Raw genomic sequence first — 18,617 nt, forward strand, 5'->3', positions numbered from 1 at the left:
GCGCTGGGCTCTGGCGGGAGCCCAGGGACAAGGTCACCGAGTGAATGGCGACCCGACATCGCGAGCCCTTCAGTAGGACGGTTTGAATTTTTCGATCACGGCTCGCACTGGCTCGGTAATCTCGAAACCCCGACCATGACGCCCAGCCAGTTCTTTGGCCTTCGCTGCGAAGGCGTCGATGCCAGTTCCGTAGATGAACTGTGCGGCTCCCCCCGTCCACGCCGGAAACCCAATCCCAAAGATCGACCCGATGTTCGCGTCATGCACGCTGGTCAACACCCCCTCGTTCAGGCAGAGCGCGGTCTCGATGGCCTGGCGGTAGAGCAGCCGGTCCTGGATCTCCTGCACGCTCCATTCCACCCCGGGCTTTTCGAACAGAGGCTTCAGCTCCGGCCACAGGTGCTTCTTGGCGCCTGCGGGGTAGTCATAAAAACCGCCGCCACCGGCGCGGCCGGGGCGCTTCAGTTCCTTGACCATGCGCTCCACCAGCAGCTCGCCGGGCGTGGCGGTGTAGGTTTTGCCTTCGGCCGCGTAGTCGGCGCGGGTCTGGTCCAGCACGTGCACGCTCAGGGTCAGCGCGGTTTCATCCAGCACGGCCAGCGGGCCCACGGGCAGGCCCGCCTGCATGGCGGCGTTTTCAATGGCGGCGGCGGGGATGCCTTCGCCCAGCATGGCGGCGCCTTCCATCACAAAGGTGCCGAAGGTGCGGCTGGTGTAGAAGCCGCGTGAGTCGTTGACCACGATGGGCACCTTGCCCAGGGCCTGCACGTAGTCAAACGCGCGGGCCACGGTTTCGTCGTCAGTCTGTTTGCCGCGAATGATCTCCACCAGCTTCATCTTGTCCACGGGGCTGAAGAAGTGGATGCCGACAAACTTCTCGGGCTGGCTGCTGGCCGTGGCCAGGCCGCTGATGGGCAGGGTGGAGGTGTTGCTGGCAAAGAAGCCGCCGGGTGCGAGTTGCGGCTCGGCTTCTTGTGTGACCTTGGCTTTCAGGTCGCGGCTTTCAAACACGGCTTCGATGATGAGGTCGCAGCCCGCCAAGTCGGCCGCGCTGGCGGTGGGCGTGATGCGGGAGAGCAGCGCCTGCTGCGCCTCGGCCGTCATGCGGCCCTTGTCCACGCGGGCCTGGGTGAGCTTGGCGCTGTAGGCCTTGCCCGCCTCGGCCTTCTCGGTGCTCACGTCCTTGAGCACGGTGGCGATGCCTTTGCTCGCCTGGGCCCAGGCGATGCCTGCGCCCATCATGCCGGCGCCCAGGATGCCGACCTTTTGCGGCTTGTAGCGTGGGGCCGAGCCTGGGCGCGACTTGCCGCTCTTGATCGCGTTCATGTCGAAGAAGAACGTGTTGATCATGTTGCGCGCAACGGGGCCGGTCATCAGGCGGGCGAGGTAGCGGCTTTCGATGCGCAGGGCGGTGTCGTAGTCCACCATCGCGCCTTCGACCATGGCGGCCAGGGCCGCCTCGGGCGCGGGGTAGCGGCCGCGCGTGGTCTTCTTGAGCATGGCGGGCGCCACCGTCAGTGCGCTGGCGATCTTGGGGTTGGCGGGCGTGCCGCCGGGCATCTTGTAGTTCTTGTCGTCCCACGGTTGCACGGCGTGCGGGTGGGTGGCAATGTGGGCCAGCGCGGCGGGCAGCAGCTGATCGCGCGTGGCCACCAGCTCGTGCACCAGTTGCAGCTCCAGCGCCTCGGCGGGGTTGAAGAGCTTGCCTTCCAGGATGTAGGGCTGCGCACCCATCAGGCCCAGCAGGCGCGTCATCTTGGTCACGCCGGTGGCACCCGGCATCAGGCCCAGCGTGACCTCGGGCAGGCCGAACTGGATCCTGGGGTCGGCCACGGCGATGCGGTAGTGGGCCACCAGGGCGACTTCCCAGCCGCCACCCAGCGCCGCGCCGTTGAGGCAGGCCACCACGGGGATGCCCAGCGTTTCGAGCGTGCGAAAGTGCTTCTTCATGCGCTCGATCTCGCCAAACGCGCTGGGCGCATCGGCGGGCGTGAGGCGCATGGTGGCCTTGAGGTCGGCACCGGCAAAGAAGCTGGTCTTGGCGGATGCCAGCACGATGCCTTTGAGCGCGGTGCCCAGGCGTTCGCGGTCGCCCAGCACCTGTGCGGTGACCTCGCCCAGCTCTTGCTGCCACTGGCGGCACATGGTGTTGACGGGGGAATTGGTTTCGTCAAAGGTGATGACGGCTACTTCGCCGTCGGTGCCCTGGGCGGGGATGAGTTCGTAGCGGATGGTTTGCATGTTGTTGTCTCCTTCCCAGTCAATCAGATTCGCTCGACGATGGTGGCAATGCCCATGCCGCCGCCCACGCACAGCGTGGCCAGGCCATAGCGCTGGCCCCGGCGGTGCAGCTCGTCAATCAAGGTGCCGAGGATCATGGCGCCCGTGGCGCCTAGCGGGTGGCCCATGGCGATGGCGCCGCCGTTCACGTTGACCTTGTCGTGGGGCACGCCCAGCTCGCGCATGAAGCGCATGGGCACGGCGGCAAAGGCCTCGTTCACTTCGAACAGGTCGATCTGGTCGATGGTCATGCCCGCACGGGCCAGCGCCTTCTTGGCAGCGGGCACGGGGCCGGTGAGCATGATGGTGGGGTCGGCGCCGCTGAGCGCCGTGGCCACTATGCGTGCGCGCGGCGTCAGGCCATGTGCCTTGGCGGCGGCCTCGTTGCCGATGAGCACGGCGGCTGCGCCGTCCACAATGCCCGACGAGTTGCCCGCGTGGTGAACGTGGTGGATGCGCTCCACCTGCGGGTAGCGCTGCAGCGCCACGGCATCAAAGCCCATGCCGCCCAGTTGCTCGAACGATGCCTTGAGCGCACCCAGGCCTTCAAGGGTCGTCTTGGGCTTGATGAATTCGTCTTCCGCCAGGATGGTCTGGCCGATGAAGTCGCGCACAGGCACGACCGAATTTTTGAAGTAGCCCGCTGCGCGAGCGGCGGTGGCGCGGCGCTGCGATTCGAGTGCGAAGGCGTCCACATCGGCGCGGGTGTAGCCGTCCAGCGTGGCGATGAGGTCGGCGCCGATGCCCTGGGGGACGAACAGCGTGCCGGAGTTGGTGGCGGGGTCTTGCGCCCAGGCGCCGCCGTCGGAGCCGATGGGCACGCGGCTCATGCTCTCCACGCCACCCGCCACCACCAGGTCCTCCCAGCCGCTGCGCACCTTCTGCGCGGCCAGGTTCACGGCTTCCAGGCCCGAGGCGCAGAAGCGGTTGACCTGCACACCCGCGCAGCGAAAGTCCCACCCGGCCTTGAGCGCCGCGACCTTGGGCAGCACCGAGCCCTGTTCGCCCACGGGCGAGACGATACCCATGACCACGTCGTCCACCGCCGCCGTGTCAAAGCGGTGGCGCGTTTGCAGTTCGGTCAGCAGGCCCACCAGCAGGTCGATGGGCTTGACCTCGTGCAGGGTGCCGTCCTTCTTGCCCTTGCCGCGCGGGGTGCGCAGCGCATCGAATACATAGGCTTCGGTCATGAATGGTCTCCGGTGGTTTCTCTAAACTTCAAGCAGTGCGGCGATAAAGCAGCTGGGCTGCCTCACGCCACTACAAGGTGCTTTCTGACGCGGGTGCAGTGGTTTTTGCACTATCTTTCAGCGGTTGCTATCTACATTTCTGGCTATGGAACGAAATACATCCCCTGCATTGCAGCGCATCGCTCGCAGCGCCATCGAATACGACGACACGCGCGAAGGGTTTGCGCTGGAGCACCATGTCGTGCTGGCAGCATCCAGCGCGCTGGCGGTGGCGGCCTTCATGGCGCCCAGCCGCAGCTCGGCGGCCATACGCGGCATTGGCGCAGGCTTGCTGCTGATGCGCGCGCTGAGCGGCAGCCAGGGTGTGCGCTCCTGGCTGAATGTCACCGACCGCCGCCCTGGTGCGCCGCTGAGTCCCGAAGAAGCCCGCGCCGCCTGGTATCTGTAGCGGCATTCGGCGCCCACTGGTACGTTGTGAAGGGCGTTGTGCACTGCGTTATTCACGGTGCGGTGCATTCCGTTATTTGCCCAGGCCCATGGCCCGCGCAATCACTTCTTTCATGATCTCGTTGGTGCCGCCATAAATGCGCTGGACGCGTGCGTCGGCATAGGCGCGGGTGATGGGGTATTCCCACATGTAGCCATAGCCACCGAACAGCTGCACACATTCGTCCATCACCTTGCACTGCAGGTCGGTCGTCCAGTACTTGGCCATGCTGGCGGTTTCGGTATCGAGCTGATCGCGCACGATCAGCTCACAGCATTTGTCCACGAACACGCGGGCCACCTGCACCTGCGTTTGCAGCTCGGCCAGGGTGTGGCGGGTGTTTTGAAATGACGCCACGCTCTGGCCAAAGACCTTGCGCTGCTTGACGTAGTCCAGCGTCCAGTCAATGGCGGCCTGGGCGGCGGCCACGGCGGTGATGGCGATCTGCAGGCGCTCCCAGGGCAGCTGCTCCATCAGGCAGATGAAGCCACGCCCTTCCATGGCGGGGCCGCCCAGCAGGTTGTCCACCGGCACCTGCACGTCGTTGAAGAACAGCTCGGACGTGTCCTGCGCCTTCATGCCCATCTTCTTAAGGCGCTGGCCTTTTTCAAAACCGGGCATGCCGCGCTCCACCAGCAACAGGCTGGTGCCCTTGGCCCCGGCCGCCGGGTCGGTCTTGGCGACCACGATCACCAGGTCGGCATGCCAGCCGTTGGTGATGAAGGTTTTGCTGCCGTTCAGCACATAGTGTGATCCGTCCGCACTTTTGATGGCCGTGGTCTTGATGCCTTGCAGGTCGCTGCCCGCAGCCGGCTCGCTCATGGCGATGGCGCCCACCACGGCGCCGCTGGCCATCTGCGGCAGGTACTTGCGCTTTTGTTCCTCAGTGCCGTAGTGCAGGATGTACGGCGCCACGATCTCGCTGTGCAGACCAAAGCCGATGCCGGTGGTGCCTGCACGCGCCAGCTCTTCCATCTGCGCCACCGAATAGAGCTTGTCGGCCCCGGCGCCGCCGTACTCCTCGGGCAGGCTCATGCACAGAAAGCCGTTGGCGCCCGCCTGGCTCCACACCTCGCGCGCCACATAGCCCTGGTCTTCCCAGGCGGCGTGGTGGGGCGTCACTTCCTTGTCGATGAAGCGGCGAAAGCTGTCAGCAAAGGCCTGGTGGTCGGGCTGGAAGAGGGTGCGTTCGATCATGGTGGGGAAACCAGTTTATTTATGCAAAGTTACTGCTTGGTTAAATTCTGCCACCGACTGAGCCCGGATGCACCCCCTGAAACGCAAAAGCCGCCCGAAGGCGGCTTGAAGGAGGCGGGTCAGGCGCTCATGGCTTGACGTAGTCGGAGACCACCTTCCACTTGCCGTCCGTGATCTGCGACAGGCGAGAAAGATCGCTGCCCAGGCGCTTTTGTGGGCCAAAGGTGCCCTCGGCGCTGCCGAACATGTCGGGCGGAATCACCATGGTGTCCATGGCCTTGATGAAGCTGTCGGTGCTCAGGTTGGGGCCCGCCTTCTGGGCCGCCTTGATGAAGGCATCGATGGCGTTGTAGCCGTAGACCGAGAACACGGTGGGGTCTTCGTTGAACTTGGTCTTGTACTTGTTGGCCCAGAAGCGGATGGGCTGGCTGGCTTCATCCAGGTAGGGGTGTTGCACCGTCATGGTGGCGTACAGCCCGTCCATGGGCTTGCCGCCCAGCTTGTGGATGAGGTCGGTGTAGGCGGCGCTGGAGCCCAGGAAGGTGGGGTTGAAGCCCGTCTTGCGCGCCTCGCCGACCGTGCCGATGGTCTCGCGAATGATGGTGCCCAGGATTACGAAGTCGCATTCGGACGACTTCATCTTGGCGACCTGTGAAGAGAAGTCGGTAGCGCCGCGCTTGTACGAGGTCTTCTCGGTGAAGTCCATGCCCATGGACTTGAGTGCCGCCTCGCCCCCGCGCATCACCTCCAGGCCAAATTCATCGTCCTGGTAGATGGTGCAGATCTTCTTGGCGCCCTTTTCCTTGATGAGCTTGGGGGCTGCCAGGCGGATCTGGTCGTAGTAAGTGGCGGCAAACGAATACTTGAGCTTGTGGAAGGGCTCGTACATTTCCCGCGCGGCCGTCACCGGGAAGAAGTTGATCACGTTCTTGCTGAACTGCACGGGCATGGCGGCCAGGTTTTGCGCCGTGCCGATGTGCGCCACCATCATGAAGATCTTGTCCTGGTTCACGAGCTTTTGCGCGGCCAGCACGGCTTTCTTGGGGTCGTAGCCCGAGTCTTCCACCTTCAGGTCCAGCTTGCGGCCATTGACGCCGCCTTGCTCGTTGGCCTCGTCCACGCGCAGCATCATGCCCAGCCGCACCTGCTTGCCAAAGCCCGCCAGCGGGCCGGACAGATCCTGGATGGAACCCAGCGTGATGGTGTCCTTGCTCACGCCCTGGCTGGGCTGCGCCTGTGCAGCACCTCCGGCCATGGCCACGATGGCCAGCGCGGCAATGTGATGAAACTTCATGGCACGTCTCCTTTGGTTGGATCGAAATCGGTTGCTCGTTATAGAACGATGCCCGGGGTGGGGCACCAGCACTTTCCCTATCCTGATGGGCGTGCCCTGCGGTTGCGTGATGTGCGCACCTACCGGTACATCGCCTCAATCTGCGGTGCGTACTTCTGCTGCACCAGCTTGCGCTTGAGCTTCATGGTGGGTGTCAGCTCTTCGTCCTCGGCAGTGAGCTGTGTGTCGAGCAGGAAGAACTTCTTGATCTGCTCCACGCGGGCGAACTTGGCGTTCACGCGGTCGATTTCGCCCTGGATCAGCTCCTGCACCTCGCGCGTGCGGGTCAGGCTGGCGTAGTTGGAGAACGGCACGTCGTTGTCCTGTGCGTACTTCTCCACGTTCTCCTGGTCGATCATGATGATCACCGTGAGGTAGGGCAGCTTGTCGCCAATCACCACCGCGTCGGTGATGTAGGGGCTGAACTTGAGTTCGTTCTCCAGCTCGCTCGGCGTGATGTTCTTGCCGCCCGCCGTGATGATGATGTCCTTCATGCGGTCGGTGATGCGAAGGTAGCCATCGGCGTCGATCAGGCCCACATCCCCCGTGTGCAGCCAACCTTCGGGGTCGATGGTTTCAGCGGTTTTCTCGGGCTGGTTGAGATAGCCCTTGAACACATTGGGGCCGCGCACCAGGATTTCGCCCGTGGTGGGGTCGATGCGCACCTCGTTGTAGCTGGCCGCGGGGCCGATGGAGCCGGGTTTGATGCGGCTGGCAGGCACACCGGTGGAGGCGCCGCAGGTCTCGGTCATGCCCCACACCTCCAGCATGGGCACACCCAGCGCCAGGTACCACTTCACCAGATCGGGCGAAATGGGCGCTGCGCCTGTGACCAGAAAGCGCGCACGGTGGATGCCGATGAGCTTGCGCACATTGTTGAGTGCCAGAAAGCGCGCCAGCATGAACTGCGCCTTCAGCAAACCGCCCACCGGCTGTCCGGCCAGCACCCGATCTGCTATGCGGGTGCCCACGCCAATCGACCAGGCATAGGCCGCTTGCTGCATGCGTGTGGATTCCTTGAGCGCGATCATCACGCCCGAATAGAACTTCTCCCACACCCGGGGTACGGCGGTGAACACCGTGGGCGCGATCTCTCGCACGTTCTCGGGCACGGTGTCGGGGTTCTCCACAAAGTTCAGGCGCGCGCCGGTATAGAGCGAGAAGTATTCACCCCCCATGCGCTCGGCGATGTGGCACAGCGGCAGAAAACACATGGTCTCGTCGGCCTCGCTGCGCGAGATCAGCGTGTTGTAGCCGCGCACGGTGTAGGTGAGCGCGGCGTGCGTGTGCATGGCACCCTTCGGCTTGCCTGTGGTGCCCGAGGTGTACACCAGGATGGCCAGGTCTTCGGGTCGGCAGGCCTTGACGCGCTGCATCAGCGCGTCGGGGTGTTGTGTATTCCAGGCCCTGCCCAGCTCGCGCAGGCCCGCAAGGCTCAGCACATCGGGGTCGTTCAGGCTGCGCAGGCCTTCCATGTCGAACACCACCACCTTGCGCAGCAGGGGCAGGCTGCTGCGCACTTCCAAGGCCTTGTCGAGCTGTTCATCGTCTTCCACAAACAGCACGGTGGTGCGAGAGTCTTCGCTCAGGTAGTGCACCTGCGCCGCCGCGTCAGTGGGGTAAATGCCATTGGCTACGCCGCCGCAGCTCAGCACGGCCAGATCGGCCAGCACCCATTCAATGTTGGTGTTGGACAGGATGGATGCACATTCTCCGGGCGCAAAACCCAGCGACATCAGGCCGCCCGCAATCTCCCGCACGGCTTCGGCCGTCTGGTCCCAGGTCCAGCTCTTCCAGATGCCCAGCTCCTTCTGGCGCATCCACACGCGCGGGCCGCGCTCGGCCACGGCGTTCCAGAACATGGCGGCGATGGTGTCGCCCGCGAGCACGTCGGTGCCTGCGGGCTGGATGTGATTGAGGTCCCAGAGGTTAGACATTTGCGCTTATCTCCAGGTCTTCTTCTTCTTCCAGCGCCGCTCTCCGCGCACGCCGACATCTTTCATCCCAAGGTAGAACTCCTTGATGTCGTCCTTCTCGCGCAGGCGCTCGCAGCTGTCTTCCATCACGATGCGGCCGTTCTCCAGCACGTAGCCGTAGTCCGATGCGTTGAGCGCCATGTTGGCGTTCTGCTCCACCAGCAGGATGGTGGTGCCGCGCTCACGGTTGATGCGCACCACGATTTCGAAGATCTCCTTGGTGAGCTTGGGGGACAGGCCCAGGCTGGGCTCGTCGAGCAGGATGAGTTCGGGGTTGGCCATGAGCGCACGCGAGATGGCCAGCATCTGCTGTTGCCCACCCGAGAGCAGGCCGGCGTCCTGCGCGGCGCGCTCCTTCAGGATGGGGAAGTAGCCATACACCGTTTCGATGTCGCGGGCCACGGCGTCGGCATCGCTGCGCGTGTAGGCGCCCATGAGCAGGTTGTCACGCACCGAGAGCAGCGCAAACACCTCGCGCCCCTCGGGCACATGCATGAGGCCCCGGCGCACGATGGCCGCCGGATCGTTGGCGGTGATGTCGGCACCCTGGAATTCGATGGAGCCCTTGCGGGGGTCGATGATGCCGCTGATGGTTTTGAGGATCGTCGTCTTGCCCGCGCCGTTGCTGCCCAGCACGGCGGCGATCTCGCCGCGCCGCACCTGCAGGCTCACGCCGCGGATGGCCTTGATGGGGCCGTAGGCACTCTCCACGTTCTGCAAGCGCAGCAGGGGCTGGTCAGCGGCTGCAGCAACTGGTGTGCTGGTGGCGGCAAGTACGGCGCTCATTAGGAAACCTCCGTGCTGCGCACTGCGGTGCGAGCTTGCTTGGGGCGGCCCGGCGTGGCGCTCATGCCCGAACCCCCATGTGAGACCCCGCCGGGCGGCGCAGGTTGCTCACATCGTCGATGGTGCCCAGGTACGCTTCGATCACCCCGGGGTGCGACTGCACCTCGCGCGGCGTGCCCATTGCCACGACCTCGCCCTGGTTCATCGCCAGCACGCGGTCGGACACCTTGGAGACCAGCGACATGTCGTGCTCCACCATCAGCACGGTGATGCCCAGCTCGTGCTGGATGTCCTGTATCCAGAAGGCCATGTCGTCAGTCTCCTCCACGTTCAGGCCCGACGAGGGCTCGTCGAGCAGCAGCAACTGCGGCTCGGTGCACAGCGCACGGGCCAGCTCCACCACCTTGCGCACGCCGTAGGGCAGGCCGGCGACCATGGTGTCGCGGTAGTGCTGCAGATCGAGAAAGTCGATGACCTGCTCGGCCTTCTCCCGGGCCTGAACTTCGCCTTCGCGCACCTTGCGCGTGAAGAACATCTCGGCCCACAGGCTGCTGTGCTGTCGGGTGTGGCGGCCGATCAGCAGGTTGTGCAGCACACTCGCGTGCTCGAAGAGTTCGATGTTCTGGAAGGTGCGTGCAATGCCCAGGCCTGCCACTTTGTGCGGCGGCTGGTCGGTCAGTGGCAGCAGGGCCCCGCCCGGGCCCGCATAGGCGATGGTGCCGGTGGTGGGCGTATAGATGCGGCTGATCAGGTTGAACACCGTCGTCTTGCCCGCGCCGTTGGGGCCGATGAGGGTGAACACCTCTGCACGGCGCACGTCAAAGCTCACGTTGTTGACCGCGAGCACGCCGCCAAAGCGCACGCTGAGGTTCTGGGCGCTGAGCAGGATTTCGTCAGTCATGGGTACAGCAATTGGGGTCATTTCACAGGTCCAGTGTGCTGAATGCCGTCCGCAGCCTTTGCGACTGGCGTGACCGAGGCCAGTGCCCCCGCGCAAGGGCCGCCAAGCCGCGCGTGCGGCGCTTCGCTTGCGTGCGCTGGGGGCGTTCCCCTCCCGAATCGCGCAGCGAATCGAGAGAGGGGGAAGGCGCGAGGCGACTCAGGGGGGGCTTCATTTCAAGCGATCTGATTTCTGGAACGACTTCTGCCGCTTGAACAAGCCCTTGCGGTAGAACGGGAACATCTGCAGCCAGGTGCGCACCTTGAGCCAGCGGCCGTACAGACCCATGGGCTCGAACAGCACAAACGCGATCAGCACGACGCCGTACACCACCGCCTGCAGGCCGGGTGACTGGCCGATGGAGTCCGGCAGCCAGTCCTTGCCCAGGGAGATGAGCTGTGGCATGGAGATCAGGAAAATTGCGCCCAGAAAGGCGCCATGCACCGAGCCCAGCCCGCCGATCACGATCATCAGCAGCAGGTCGATGGACTGCAGGATGTTGAACTGGTCGGGCGAGATGAACTGCAGCTTGTGCGCGTACAACGCACCGCCGACGCCTGCCAGTGCGGCCGATATGGAGAACGACAGCGTCTTGTAGCGCGCGAGGTGAATGCCCATGCTCTGTGCGGAGATCTCTGAATCACGGATGGCGACAAACGCGCGGCCCGTGGGCGAGCGCAGCAGGTTCAGGATGGCCAGCGTGCTGACCACCGCAATCACGAGGCACAAAAAGTAGAACGACTCCGTGGTCTCGAACGAGTAGCCCGCGATTTGTGGCGGCACTAGGTGCTTGCCTGAGTTGCCACCGGTCACCGACTCCCAGCGCGCAAACACTTCTTCCACAATGAACCCGAACGACAGCGTGGCCATGCCCAGGTAGATGCCCTTGACGCGCAACGCGGGCAGCCCTACCACCACGCCCACTGCGGCCGACAGCCCCGCAGCGCAGGCCAGCGACAGCGCAAACGGCCAGCCCATGCCCGTGAGCACCGCCTGCGTATACGCCCCCACGCCCAGAAAAGCTGCGTGCCCCAGCGAGAACAAGCCGGTGAAGCCCGCCAGCAGCATCAGCCCCAGGCCCACGATGGCGTAGATGAGCACAAAGGTGAGCTGCGCCAGCCAGTACTCCGGCGCCACCCAGGGCGCGGCGACCAGCGCCAGGCACAGCAGGCTGTACCAGAACACATGCCCGCCATGCTTGGCGAGGCGAATGTCTTGCTCGTACGAGGTCTTGAAGAGAAAGCGCATGGGTCAGACTTTCTTTCTCAGCTTCTCGCCGAACAGTCCGTTGGGTTTGACCATCAGCATGATCAGCACCACGATGTACGCGGCCGTGTCCTTGAACCCATCGGGAAGATAGAAGCCCGAGAGCGATTCGACGATGCCGATCACCAGTCCGCCGACGATGGCGCCCGGCAAACTGCCAAAGCCGCCCACCACAGCGGCCGGGAATGCCTTGAGGCCGATCAGCCCCATGTTGGCGTGCACGAAGGTAATGGGCGCCAGCAGCAAGCCTGCCACCGCCGCCACAGCGGCGGCCAGGCCCCAGGCCAGACCGTTGAGCCGCTGCACCGGAATGCCCATGTAGTAGGCGGCCAGCTGGTTCTGGGACGACGCCTGCATGGCGATGCCCAGCTTGCTGTAGCGGAACATGGCAAACAGCAGCACACACAACACGCCCGTGGCGCCGATCACCACCAGCTGCTCGGCGTTGAGCACCAGCGCACCGAGGCGAAACGACAAGTCCTTGTAGGGCACGGGCAGCGTGTGAGTTTCCGTGCCGATGTTGGGGATCATGGTCACCAGCCCACGCAGCACGTAGCCGATGCCGATGGTGAGCATGACGATGGAGAAGGCGGGCTGGCCCAGGATGGGACGGATCACGGCGCGCTCCAGCACCACGCCAAAGCAGCCCATGGCCAGGATGCTGGCGAGCACGGCCACCCAGAAGGGAAAGCCCAGCACCGTCATGAGTGCCAGCCCGCAGAAAGCGCCGAGCATCATGAGTTCGCCCTGGGCGAAGCTCACGGTCTCCGTGGCCTTGTAGATGAGCACGAAGCCCAGCGCGATCAGGCCGTAGATGCACCCCTGGGAGACACCGCTGATCAACAGTTGCACAAATTGCACACTGGCTCTCCAGAATAAGTGATACGCAAAGCGGGTAAGAGCGGGGCGTATGCCTTGTGGGCATGTGCCAGGTGCATCGTTGCTTGCGCAGGTCCTGCAGAATATTTTTACAAAGCGATTGCTTTGCATAAATAATGGTGCACGCGTGCTGTGCATACCGCACTCGGGGCTAACCCTGATGGGGTGGGCGAGCGGGTAGCGGCGGATATTGACGCAGCGCTGCACCCTGCGCAATAGGAGTAACGTCGGGTGGGTGAACAGGTTCTGAGCACCGGACCACAGGAGAGCCGCATGTCCGTAGAGGTTGAAACGCAAGGCGGTGTCACGCTGGTGACATTGCGCCGGCCTGATGTGCGCAACGCGGTGGACGCCCACACCGCCCGCGCGCTGCATGCGGCCTTTCTGGCCTTTGAGCGCGATGAAAGCGCCAATGTGGCGGTGTTCCAGGGCGCTGGCGGGCATTTTTGTGCGGGTTGGGATCTGCAGTCGGGCGCGCGTCTGCTGGCCGACGGCGTTGCGCCCGAGGCGCTCGCCGAGACGCTGGACTTCACGGCCGATGCGGTCCACCCGCCTGGGCCCATGGGGCCGAGTCGCCTGCATCTGTCCAAGCCGGTGATCGCAGCGATCGAAGGCGCCGCTGTGGCCGGCGGCATGGAGCTGGCACTGTGGTGCGACCTGCGCGTGATGGCGGAGGACGCCTACATGGGCGTGTTCTGCCGCCGTTTTGGCGTGCCGCTGATCGATGGCGGCACCGTGCGCCTGCCGCGCCTTGTCGGACTGTCGCACGCGCTCGACCTGATCCTGACCGGGCGCAAGGTGGAATCTGCCGAAGCCCTGCGCATGGGGCTGTGCAACCGCGTGGTGCCTGCCGGGCAGGCGCTGGAGGCCGCCCTGGCGCTGGCACATCAGTTGGCCGCCTTCCCGCAGGCCACCCTGCGTGCAGACCGCGCCAGCGCGCTGGCCGCCGAGGGCTTGCCTTTGCAGCAGGCCTTGCTGCAGGAGTGGGCGGGTGGCCGCAAATGCCTGGCCGACGCGCTGCGTGGCGCCTCGCGGTTTGTGGCTGGGCAGGGACGCCACGGCCAGTTTTAAGCCAAAATGCCTCCAGGTGCTGGTGTATCAAGCGCCAGCAGCTATAAAAACAGGAGTCATCGGACCGGTGGGCGCAGCGCGCTGCAGGTCCGCACACAGCACACCATGAGCAAAACCATTTCCCCCCAGCCACAGGCTTTCGAGCCCGAGTTCATCGCCGGGCTCAAGTCCATCTTTGAAGAAAAGATCGTGTTCAACCAGGTCCTGGGGCTCAAAGTAACCGCCCTGGCGCCTGACGGCGTGGTGGGACGCATTGACATGAAGCCCGACCTGGTGGGGCACTACGCCTACAACCGCATTCACGGTGGCGTGATCAGTGCGGGGCTCGACGCCATGGGCGGCCTGGCCGTGATGGCTGCGATTGGCGCCAAGCACCTGGACGAGCCGCCCGAGCAGCGCCTGCACCGCTTTGCCAAGCTGGGCACCATCGACCTGCGCATCGACTACCTGCGCCCGGGCATTGGCAGCCACTTTGAGCTGCGCGCGCAGGTGTTGCGGCTGGGATCGCGTGTCGCCACGACACGCATGGAGTTTCTGGGGCCGGATGGGCAGATCATGTCGGCGGGGGCTGCGGCGTACATCGTTTCTTGATCCGGGCGTGCTGCCGTGCGCGGGATGTGTGATCCCGCAAGCCTTGCAAGCGCATGCTACGAGAGAACCGTTTGGTTACCGTTCTTGCGTAACGAAGGCATCTTTCCAGGGGCACGAAACCTACGATGACTCTCTTTTCAAGGAGATCTGATGGCCGTGCAAAACCCTTTCTTTGGCAAGCGTGAACCCGAGTCGTTCCAACCCCGCAGCAGCACCACCTCAGGCTCCGTATTGGGCGGCACGGCGGCCAGCAGCGCCGCATCTGCGCAGCCGGTGCCTGCTCCGTCTGCCCCCAAGTCGGCCAGTGCCAGCGACAGCTCGGGCAGCAAGCTCACGGTGGGCCCGAACATCAAGCTCAAGGGCGTGGAGATCACCGACTGCGACACGCTCGTGGTCGAAGGCACGGTCGAGGCCACGATGGATTCGCGCGTGATCCAGATCTCCGAGCACGGCGCCTTCAAGGGCTCGGCCGAGATCGATATTGCCGAGATCCACGGCGAGTTCAACGGCACGCTCACCGTGCGGCAAAAGCTGGTGATCTACAGCACCGGCAAGGTCAACGGCAAGATCCGCTACGGCAAACTGGTGGTGGAAGAGGGTGGACAGCTGGCAGGTGAGATCGAGGCTGGGTTTTCTACCTCCTCGTCCAGCAGTGCACAGCGCGCCGCAGCGCCATTGAGGGCAGAGCCCGCCGCGTTGGCGGCTTGATCCAAGCCCTGGGCCGTTGCGCGGGTGGGCGCCGCCCGGCGCGGCCCACCCACCTGGGCTGCTACGAATCCGCTTACGCAGGCGCGTTGTGCTTGGGCACCGGGCGCGGCCTGCCCTGGTGGTCGATGGCCACGTACGTCAGGCGCGCCTCCGTCACTTTCACATACTGACCCTGGGCAGAAAAACGCTCGGCATACACCTCCACCTCAACGGTGACTGAGGTGTTGCCCACCCGCGTGATGGCCGAGAAGAACGACAGGATGTCGCCCACGCGCACGGGCTGCTTGAAGATGAATTCATTGACCGCCACCGTGGCCATGCGGCCCTGGATGTAGCGCGCGGGCAGCACGGAGCCCGCCAGGTCGACCTGCGCCATCACCCATCCGCCAAAGATGTCGCCATTGCCGTTGGTGTCGGCGGGCATGGGGATGACCTTGAGCACCAGCTCCTTGTCGGTGGGCAATGCGGCGGGTGGTGGGCTGAAAACGGCAGACATGGGCACAATCTCGGTTGGGGCTGAGCCAATCCTTGGGGAAACCGGTGGTTTCACAAGGCCTCGCGCCCTGAAAAAGCCACCTGGGCATCAGCCAGGTCGGTAAAAACAACAACCGGAATTGTCCCCCATGCGCCACCACGGCGAAACCTCCCCCCCTGCCGCCGCCAGCGCGCCCGGTGCCACCGCCAGTGGCACGGCCGCCAGTCCCGCACCGGTCCAGTCGGACTGGGTCACCCTGCACCGATTGCTGCCCTACCTGTGGCAATACAAATGGCGCGTGATAGCCGCCATCGTCTTCATGGTGGGCGCCAAGTTCGCCAACGTGGGCGTGCCCATCCTGCTCAAGACGCTGGTCGATGCCATGAGCCTGAAGCCGGGCGACCCCGCCGCGCTGCTGGTGGTGCCGGTGGGGCTGCTGGTGGCCTACGGCGCGCTGCGGCTGTCCACCTCGCTGTTCACCGAACTGCGCGAGTTGGTGTTTGCCAAGGCCACGCAGGGCGCAGCGCGCTCGATTGCGCTGCAGACCTTTGAGCACCTGCACGCCCTGAGCCTGCGGTTTCACCTGGAGCGCCAGACGGGTGGCATGACGCGTGACATCGAGCGCGGTGTGCGCGGCATCGAGTCGCTGATCTCGTTCACCCTGTTCAACGTGGTCGCCACCCTGGTTGAGGTGGTGCTGGTGCTGTCGGTGCTGGCCATCAAGTTCGACGCCTGGTTTGCGTGGATCACGCTGGCGGCGCTGGCGCTGTACATCCTCTTCACGGTGCTGGTGACCGAGTGGCGCACCCAGTTCCGCCGCGAGGCCAACGAGTTCGACTCGGCCGCGCATTCCAAGGCCGTGGATTCGCTGCTCAACTACGAGACGGTGAAGTATTTCAACAACGAAGGCTTCGAGGCCCGCCGCTATGACGAAAGCCTGGAGCGCCTGCGCCGTGCGCGGCTGAAAAGCCAGACCACGCTGTCCCTGCTCAACACCGGCCAGCAGCTCATCATTGCCGTGGGCCTGGTGGCCATGCTCTGGCGCGCCACGCAGGGCGTGGTCGATGGCCGCATGACGCTGGGCGACCTGGTCATGGTCAATGCCTTCATGATCCAGCTGTACATCCCGCTCAACTTTCTGGGCGTGATCTACCGCGAGATCAAGCAGAGCCTGACCGACCTGGACAAGATGTTCACGCTGATGGACAAGGAGCGCGAGGTGGCCGACGCCCCTGGCGCCCAGCCGCTGGCGGGGCTGGACCAGCCCACCGTGCGCTTCGAGGATGTGGTGTTTGCCTACGATCCCAAGGATGGGCGCACCATCCTGCACGGTGTCAGCTTCGAGATTCCGGCGGGCAAGACCGTGGCGGTGGTCGGGCCTTCGGGCTCGGGCAAGAGCACGCTGGCGCGGCTGCTGTTTCGCTTTTATGACATCCAGCAGGGCCGCATCACGATTGCGGGGCAGGAGATCCGCAGCGTGACGCAGGCCAGCGTGCGCCAGGCCATTGGCATCGTGCCGCAGGACACGGTGCTGTTCAACGACACCGTGGCCTACAACATCGCCTACGGCCGCCCCGGTGCCACGCAGGAAGAGATCGAAGCCGCCGCCCGCGCCGCGCGCATCCACGACTTCATCGCCAGCACGCTCAAGGGCTACGCCACCATGGTGGGCGAGCGGGGGCTCAAGCTCTCGGGCGGTGAAAAGCAGCGCGTGGCGATTGCGCGCACGTTGCTCAAGAACCCGCCCATCCTGATCTTTGACGAAGCCACCAGCGCGCTGGACTCCGCCAACGAGCGCGCCATCCAGGCCGAGCTGCAGGGTGTGGCGCAGAACAAGACCACGCTGGTGATTGCCCACCGCCTGTCCACGGTGGTGGACGCGCACGAGATCCTGGTCATGGACGCGGGCCGCATCATCGAACGCGGCACACACGCGCAGCTGCTGGCCCTGGGTGGCCGCTACGCCAGCATGTGGTCGCTCCAGCAAAGTGATGCCGCCGCTTGAGCAGCGTCTTTCTCTCTTTCATTTGTTTCGCGATTTGTCATCCATGAAGCCCGTCATTCTCGCCCTCATGTTTTTGTCTGAAGAGCACATCGCCCAGATGGCCCAGACCTTTGAAGTGATCTACGCCCCTGACGCGCCGCAGGCCGCCACCGCCATCGCGCAGCACGGCAGCCGCGTGCGTGTGGTGCTCACCATCGGTGCGGTGGGCCTGAGCCCGGCGCAGATCGATGCGCTGCCCGCGCTCACCCTCATTTGCGCGCTGGGCGCCGGTTACGAGAACGTGGCGGTGGACTACGCCAAGGCCCGGGGCATCGTGGTGGCTACGGGTGCGGGCACCAACGACGACTGTGTGGCCGACCACACCTGGGGCCTGCTGATTGCCGCACAGCGCCGCATCCTGCCGCTGGACAAGGCCACCCGCGCAGGCGTCTGGCGCACCGCTTTGCCGTTGCCGCCCAACGTGTCGTACAAGCGCCTGGGCATCATCGGCCTGGGCACCATCGGCAAGAAGATTGCCCAGCGCGCGCTGGGCTTCGAGATCGAGGTGGGCTACCACAACCGCAGTGCACGCACCGATGTGCCTTACCGCTACTTTGCCGATGTCACCGCGCTGGCCGAATGGGCGGACTTCCTCGTGGTCGCCACGCCGGGCGGTGCGGGCACCAAGCACCTGGTCAACGCAGACGTGCTGACGGCGCTCGGCGCGCGGGGCGTGGTGGTCAACATCGCACGCGGCAGCGTGATCGACACCACCGCCCTGGCCGCCGCGCTGCGCGACGGCCGCATTGCTGCCGCAGGGCTGGATGTGTACGAGAGCGAGCCCGCCCCTCCGGCCGAGCTGCTGGACCTGGACAACGTGGTGCTCACGCCCCATGTGGCGGGCTGGTCGCCCGAGGCCGTTCAGGCCTCGGTGGACCGGTTCATGGAGAACGCCCGGCGCCATCTGGCGGGTGAGGCGCCGGTCACGCCGGTGTGACCGGTTTGGGGTTGTGCAGGTCGATAGCGCCAGTGGAATATGCGCTGTTAGCTATTGAATCAGGAGCAATGGAATGTCTGTCGATCTGACGGCGCTGCAGACCCGGTTGCGCGCGTTTGCTGCGGAGCGGCAGTGGCAGCCGTTCCACACCCCCAAGAACCTGGCGATGGCGCTGATGGTCGAGGCGGCCGAGCTGGCGGAGATCTTTCAGTGGATGACGCCGGAACAGTCGCTCGCCGTGCGTGAGGACCCGGCGCTGAAGGAGCCCATTGCCGATGAGGTGGCCGACGTGCTGCTGTACCTGCTGCAGCTCGCGGACCACGCGGGCGTGGACCTGGCCGAGGCCGTGGAGCACAAGCTGCGCAAAAACGCGGTCAAGCACCCAGTTCCCGATGGTTTAAAGTGAAAGTGGCTGGTAGCGCTAGTGCAATATGCCTTGGATGCTATCAAATGGATA

17 protein-coding genes are annotated in these 18,617 nt (G+C 64.7%); 7 read left to right on the forward strand and 10 right to left on the reverse strand.

Translation table 11 applies throughout. The annotated features are described in order from the left end of the window. Nucleotides 1-69 precede the first annotated feature (69 nt). Both C8C95_RS13280 and C8C95_RS13285 read right to left on the reverse strand, forming a co-directional pair. The gene (locus C8C95_RS13280; RefSeq protein WP_116748895.1) at nt 70-2,241 is read right to left on the reverse strand and encodes a 3-hydroxyacyl-CoA dehydrogenase NAD-binding domain-containing protein; all 2,172 of its coding nucleotides are present in this window, start codon (nt 2,239-2,241) and stop codon (nt 70-72) included. A 23-nt stretch (nt 2,242-2,264) separates the two neighbouring features. Beyond that, on the reverse strand, nt 2,265-3,470 hold the full coding sequence (locus tag C8C95_RS13285; RefSeq protein ID WP_116748896.1) for an acetyl-CoA C-acetyltransferase: 1,206 nt from the start codon (nt 3,468-3,470) through the stop codon (nt 2,265-2,267). Nucleotides 3,471-3,615: 145 nt separating this feature from the next. On the opposite strand from C8C95_RS13285, the gene C8C95_RS13290 reads away from it, so the two are divergent. Beyond that, nucleotides 3,616-3,918 carry a hypothetical protein gene (locus C8C95_RS13290; RefSeq protein WP_225581100.1) on the forward strand — a complete coding sequence of 101 codons (303 nt, stop codon included), beginning with the start codon at nt 3,616-3,618 and terminating at the stop codon, nt 3,916-3,918. Between the two features lie 72 nt (nt 3,919-3,990). On the opposite strand, the gene C8C95_RS13295 is transcribed toward C8C95_RS13290, so the two are convergent. The 7 genes from C8C95_RS13295 to C8C95_RS13325 form a co-directional block, all read right to left on the reverse strand. Next, the gene (locus C8C95_RS13295; protein WP_116748897.1) at nt 3,991-5,154 is read right to left on the reverse strand and encodes an acyl-CoA dehydrogenase family protein; all 1,164 of its coding nucleotides are present in this window, start codon (nt 5,152-5,154) and stop codon (nt 3,991-3,993) included. A 127-nt stretch (nt 5,155-5,281) separates the two neighbouring features. Next, the gene (locus tag C8C95_RS13300; protein WP_116748898.1) at nt 5,282-6,448 is read right to left on the reverse strand and encodes an ABC transporter substrate-binding protein; all 1,167 of its coding nucleotides are present in this window, start codon (nt 6,446-6,448) and stop codon (nt 5,282-5,284) included. Between the two features lie 119 nt (nt 6,449-6,567). Continuing rightward, the gene (locus C8C95_RS13305) at nt 6,568-8,424 is read right to left on the reverse strand and encodes a long-chain fatty acid--CoA ligase (RefSeq protein WP_116748899.1); all 1,857 of its coding nucleotides are present in this window, start codon (nt 8,422-8,424) and stop codon (nt 6,568-6,570) included. A gap of 6 nt (nt 8,425-8,430) precedes the next feature. Continuing rightward, on the reverse strand, nt 8,431-9,249 hold the full coding sequence (locus C8C95_RS13310; protein ID WP_116748900.1) for an ABC transporter ATP-binding protein: 819 nt from the start codon (nt 9,247-9,249) through the stop codon (nt 8,431-8,433). A gap of 61 nt (nt 9,250-9,310) precedes the next feature. Beyond that, the gene (locus tag C8C95_RS13315; protein WP_116748901.1) at nt 9,311-10,150 is read right to left on the reverse strand and encodes an ABC transporter ATP-binding protein; all 840 of its coding nucleotides are present in this window, start codon (nt 10,148-10,150) and stop codon (nt 9,311-9,313) included. 210 nt (nt 10,151-10,360) lie between these two features. Then, nucleotides 10,361-11,437, reverse strand: coding sequence for a branched-chain amino acid ABC transporter permease (locus C8C95_RS13320; RefSeq protein WP_057229158.1), 1,077 nt, complete (start codon nt 11,435-11,437; stop codon nt 10,361-10,363). A 3-nt stretch (nt 11,438-11,440) separates the two neighbouring features. Further along, nucleotides 11,441-12,316 (reverse strand): branched-chain amino acid ABC transporter permease, encoded by an 876-nt coding sequence (locus tag C8C95_RS13325; RefSeq protein WP_056059365.1) that lies wholly within the window; start codon nt 12,314-12,316, stop codon nt 11,441-11,443. 291 nt (nt 12,317-12,607) lie between these two features. On the opposite strand from C8C95_RS13325, the gene C8C95_RS13330 reads away from it, so the two are divergent. The 3 genes from C8C95_RS13330 to C8C95_RS13340 all read left to right on the forward strand — a co-directional run bounded on the left by C8C95_RS13330 (nt 12,608) and on the right by C8C95_RS13340 (nt 14,704). Next, nucleotides 12,608-13,405, forward strand: coding sequence for a crotonase/enoyl-CoA hydratase family protein (locus C8C95_RS13330; RefSeq protein WP_116748902.1), 798 nt, complete (start codon nt 12,608-12,610; stop codon nt 13,403-13,405). Nucleotides 13,406-13,510: 105 nt separating this feature from the next. Continuing rightward, nucleotides 13,511-13,996, forward strand: coding sequence for a thioesterase family protein (locus C8C95_RS13335; RefSeq protein ID WP_056059361.1), 486 nt, complete (start codon nt 13,511-13,513; stop codon nt 13,994-13,996). Between the two features lie 150 nt (nt 13,997-14,146). Then, nucleotides 14,147-14,704 carry a polymer-forming cytoskeletal protein gene (locus C8C95_RS13340; protein WP_116748903.1) on the forward strand — a complete coding sequence of 186 codons (558 nt, stop codon included), beginning with the start codon at nt 14,147-14,149 and terminating at the stop codon, nt 14,702-14,704. A 73-nt stretch (nt 14,705-14,777) separates the two neighbouring features. Here C8C95_RS13340 and C8C95_RS13345 read toward each other — a convergent pair whose 3' ends face one another. Next, complete coding sequence (locus C8C95_RS13345; RefSeq protein ID WP_015012492.1) at nt 14,778-15,200, reverse strand: acyl-CoA thioesterase; 423 nt, start codon at nt 15,198-15,200, stop codon at nt 14,778-14,780. Between the two features lie 127 nt (nt 15,201-15,327). Here C8C95_RS13345 and C8C95_RS13350 point away from each other — a divergent pair, with 127 nt between their 5' ends. From C8C95_RS13350 to C8C95_RS13360, 3 genes are all read left to right on the forward strand, one after another. Continuing rightward, the gene (locus tag C8C95_RS13350; protein ID WP_116748904.1) at nt 15,328-17,184 is read left to right on the forward strand and encodes an ABC transporter ATP-binding protein/permease; all 1,857 of its coding nucleotides are present in this window, start codon (nt 15,328-15,330) and stop codon (nt 17,182-17,184) included. Between the two features lie 43 nt (nt 17,185-17,227). Continuing rightward, the gene (locus C8C95_RS13355) at nt 17,228-18,160 is read left to right on the forward strand and encodes a 2-hydroxyacid dehydrogenase (protein WP_116750282.1); all 933 of its coding nucleotides are present in this window, start codon (nt 17,228-17,230) and stop codon (nt 18,158-18,160) included. 73 nt (nt 18,161-18,233) lie between these two features. Beyond that, nucleotides 18,234-18,566, forward strand: coding sequence for a nucleotide pyrophosphohydrolase (locus tag C8C95_RS13360; RefSeq protein WP_108498499.1), 333 nt, complete (start codon nt 18,234-18,236; stop codon nt 18,564-18,566). The last annotated feature ends 51 nt before the right edge of the window (nt 18,567-18,617 follow it).

Source organism: Acidovorax sp. 99, assembly GCF_003096455.1.
In the GTDB taxonomy this organism is placed as follows: domain Bacteria; phylum Pseudomonadota; class Gammaproteobacteria; order Burkholderiales; family Burkholderiaceae_C; genus Acidovorax; species Acidovorax delafieldii.

Excerpts from the sequence above, each read along its gene's own strand:
- C8C95_RS13280 (WP_116748895.1), bottom strand. The coding sequence starts at position 2,241 with ATGCAAACCATCCGCTACGAACTCATCCCCGCCCAGGGCACCGACGGC.
- C8C95_RS13285 (WP_116748896.1), bottom strand. The coding sequence starts at position 3,470 with ATGACCGAAGCCTATGTATTCGATGCGCTGCGCACCCCGCGCGGCAAG.
- C8C95_RS13290 (WP_225581100.1), top strand. The coding sequence starts at position 3,616 with ATGGAACGAAATACATCCCCTGCATTGCAGCGCATCGCTCGCAGCGCC.
- C8C95_RS13295 (WP_116748897.1), bottom strand. The coding sequence starts at position 5,154 with ATGATCGAACGCACCCTCTTCCAGCCCGACCACCAGGCCTTTGCTGAC.
- C8C95_RS13300 (WP_116748898.1), bottom strand. The coding sequence starts at position 6,448 with ATGAAGTTTCATCACATTGCCGCGCTGGCCATCGTGGCCATGGCCGGA.
- C8C95_RS13305 (WP_116748899.1), bottom strand. The coding sequence starts at position 8,424 with ATGTCTAACCTCTGGGACCTCAATCACATCCAGCCCGCAGGCACCGAC.
- C8C95_RS13310 (WP_116748900.1), bottom strand. The coding sequence starts at position 9,249 with ATGAGCGCCGTACTTGCCGCCACCAGCACACCAGTTGCTGCAGCCGCT.
- C8C95_RS13315 (WP_116748901.1), bottom strand. The coding sequence starts at position 10,150 with ATGACTGACGAAATCCTGCTCAGCGCCCAGAACCTCAGCGTGCGCTTT.
- C8C95_RS13320 (WP_057229158.1), bottom strand. The coding sequence starts at position 11,437 with ATGCGCTTTCTCTTCAAGACCTCGTACGAGCAAGACATTCGCCTCGCC.
- C8C95_RS13330 (WP_116748902.1), top strand. The coding sequence starts at position 12,608 with ATGTCCGTAGAGGTTGAAACGCAAGGCGGTGTCACGCTGGTGACATTG.
- C8C95_RS13335 (WP_056059361.1), top strand. The coding sequence starts at position 13,511 with ATGAGCAAAACCATTTCCCCCCAGCCACAGGCTTTCGAGCCCGAGTTC.
- C8C95_RS13340 (WP_116748903.1), top strand. The coding sequence starts at position 14,147 with ATGGCCGTGCAAAACCCTTTCTTTGGCAAGCGTGAACCCGAGTCGTTC.
- C8C95_RS13345 (WP_015012492.1), bottom strand. The coding sequence starts at position 15,200 with ATGTCTGCCGTTTTCAGCCCACCACCCGCCGCATTGCCCACCGACAAG.
- C8C95_RS13350 (WP_116748904.1), top strand. The coding sequence starts at position 15,328 with ATGCGCCACCACGGCGAAACCTCCCCCCCTGCCGCCGCCAGCGCGCCC.
- C8C95_RS13355 (WP_116750282.1), top strand. The coding sequence starts at position 17,228 with ATGAAGCCCGTCATTCTCGCCCTCATGTTTTTGTCTGAAGAGCACATC.
- C8C95_RS13360 (WP_108498499.1), top strand. The coding sequence starts at position 18,234 with ATGTCTGTCGATCTGACGGCGCTGCAGACCCGGTTGCGCGCGTTTGCT.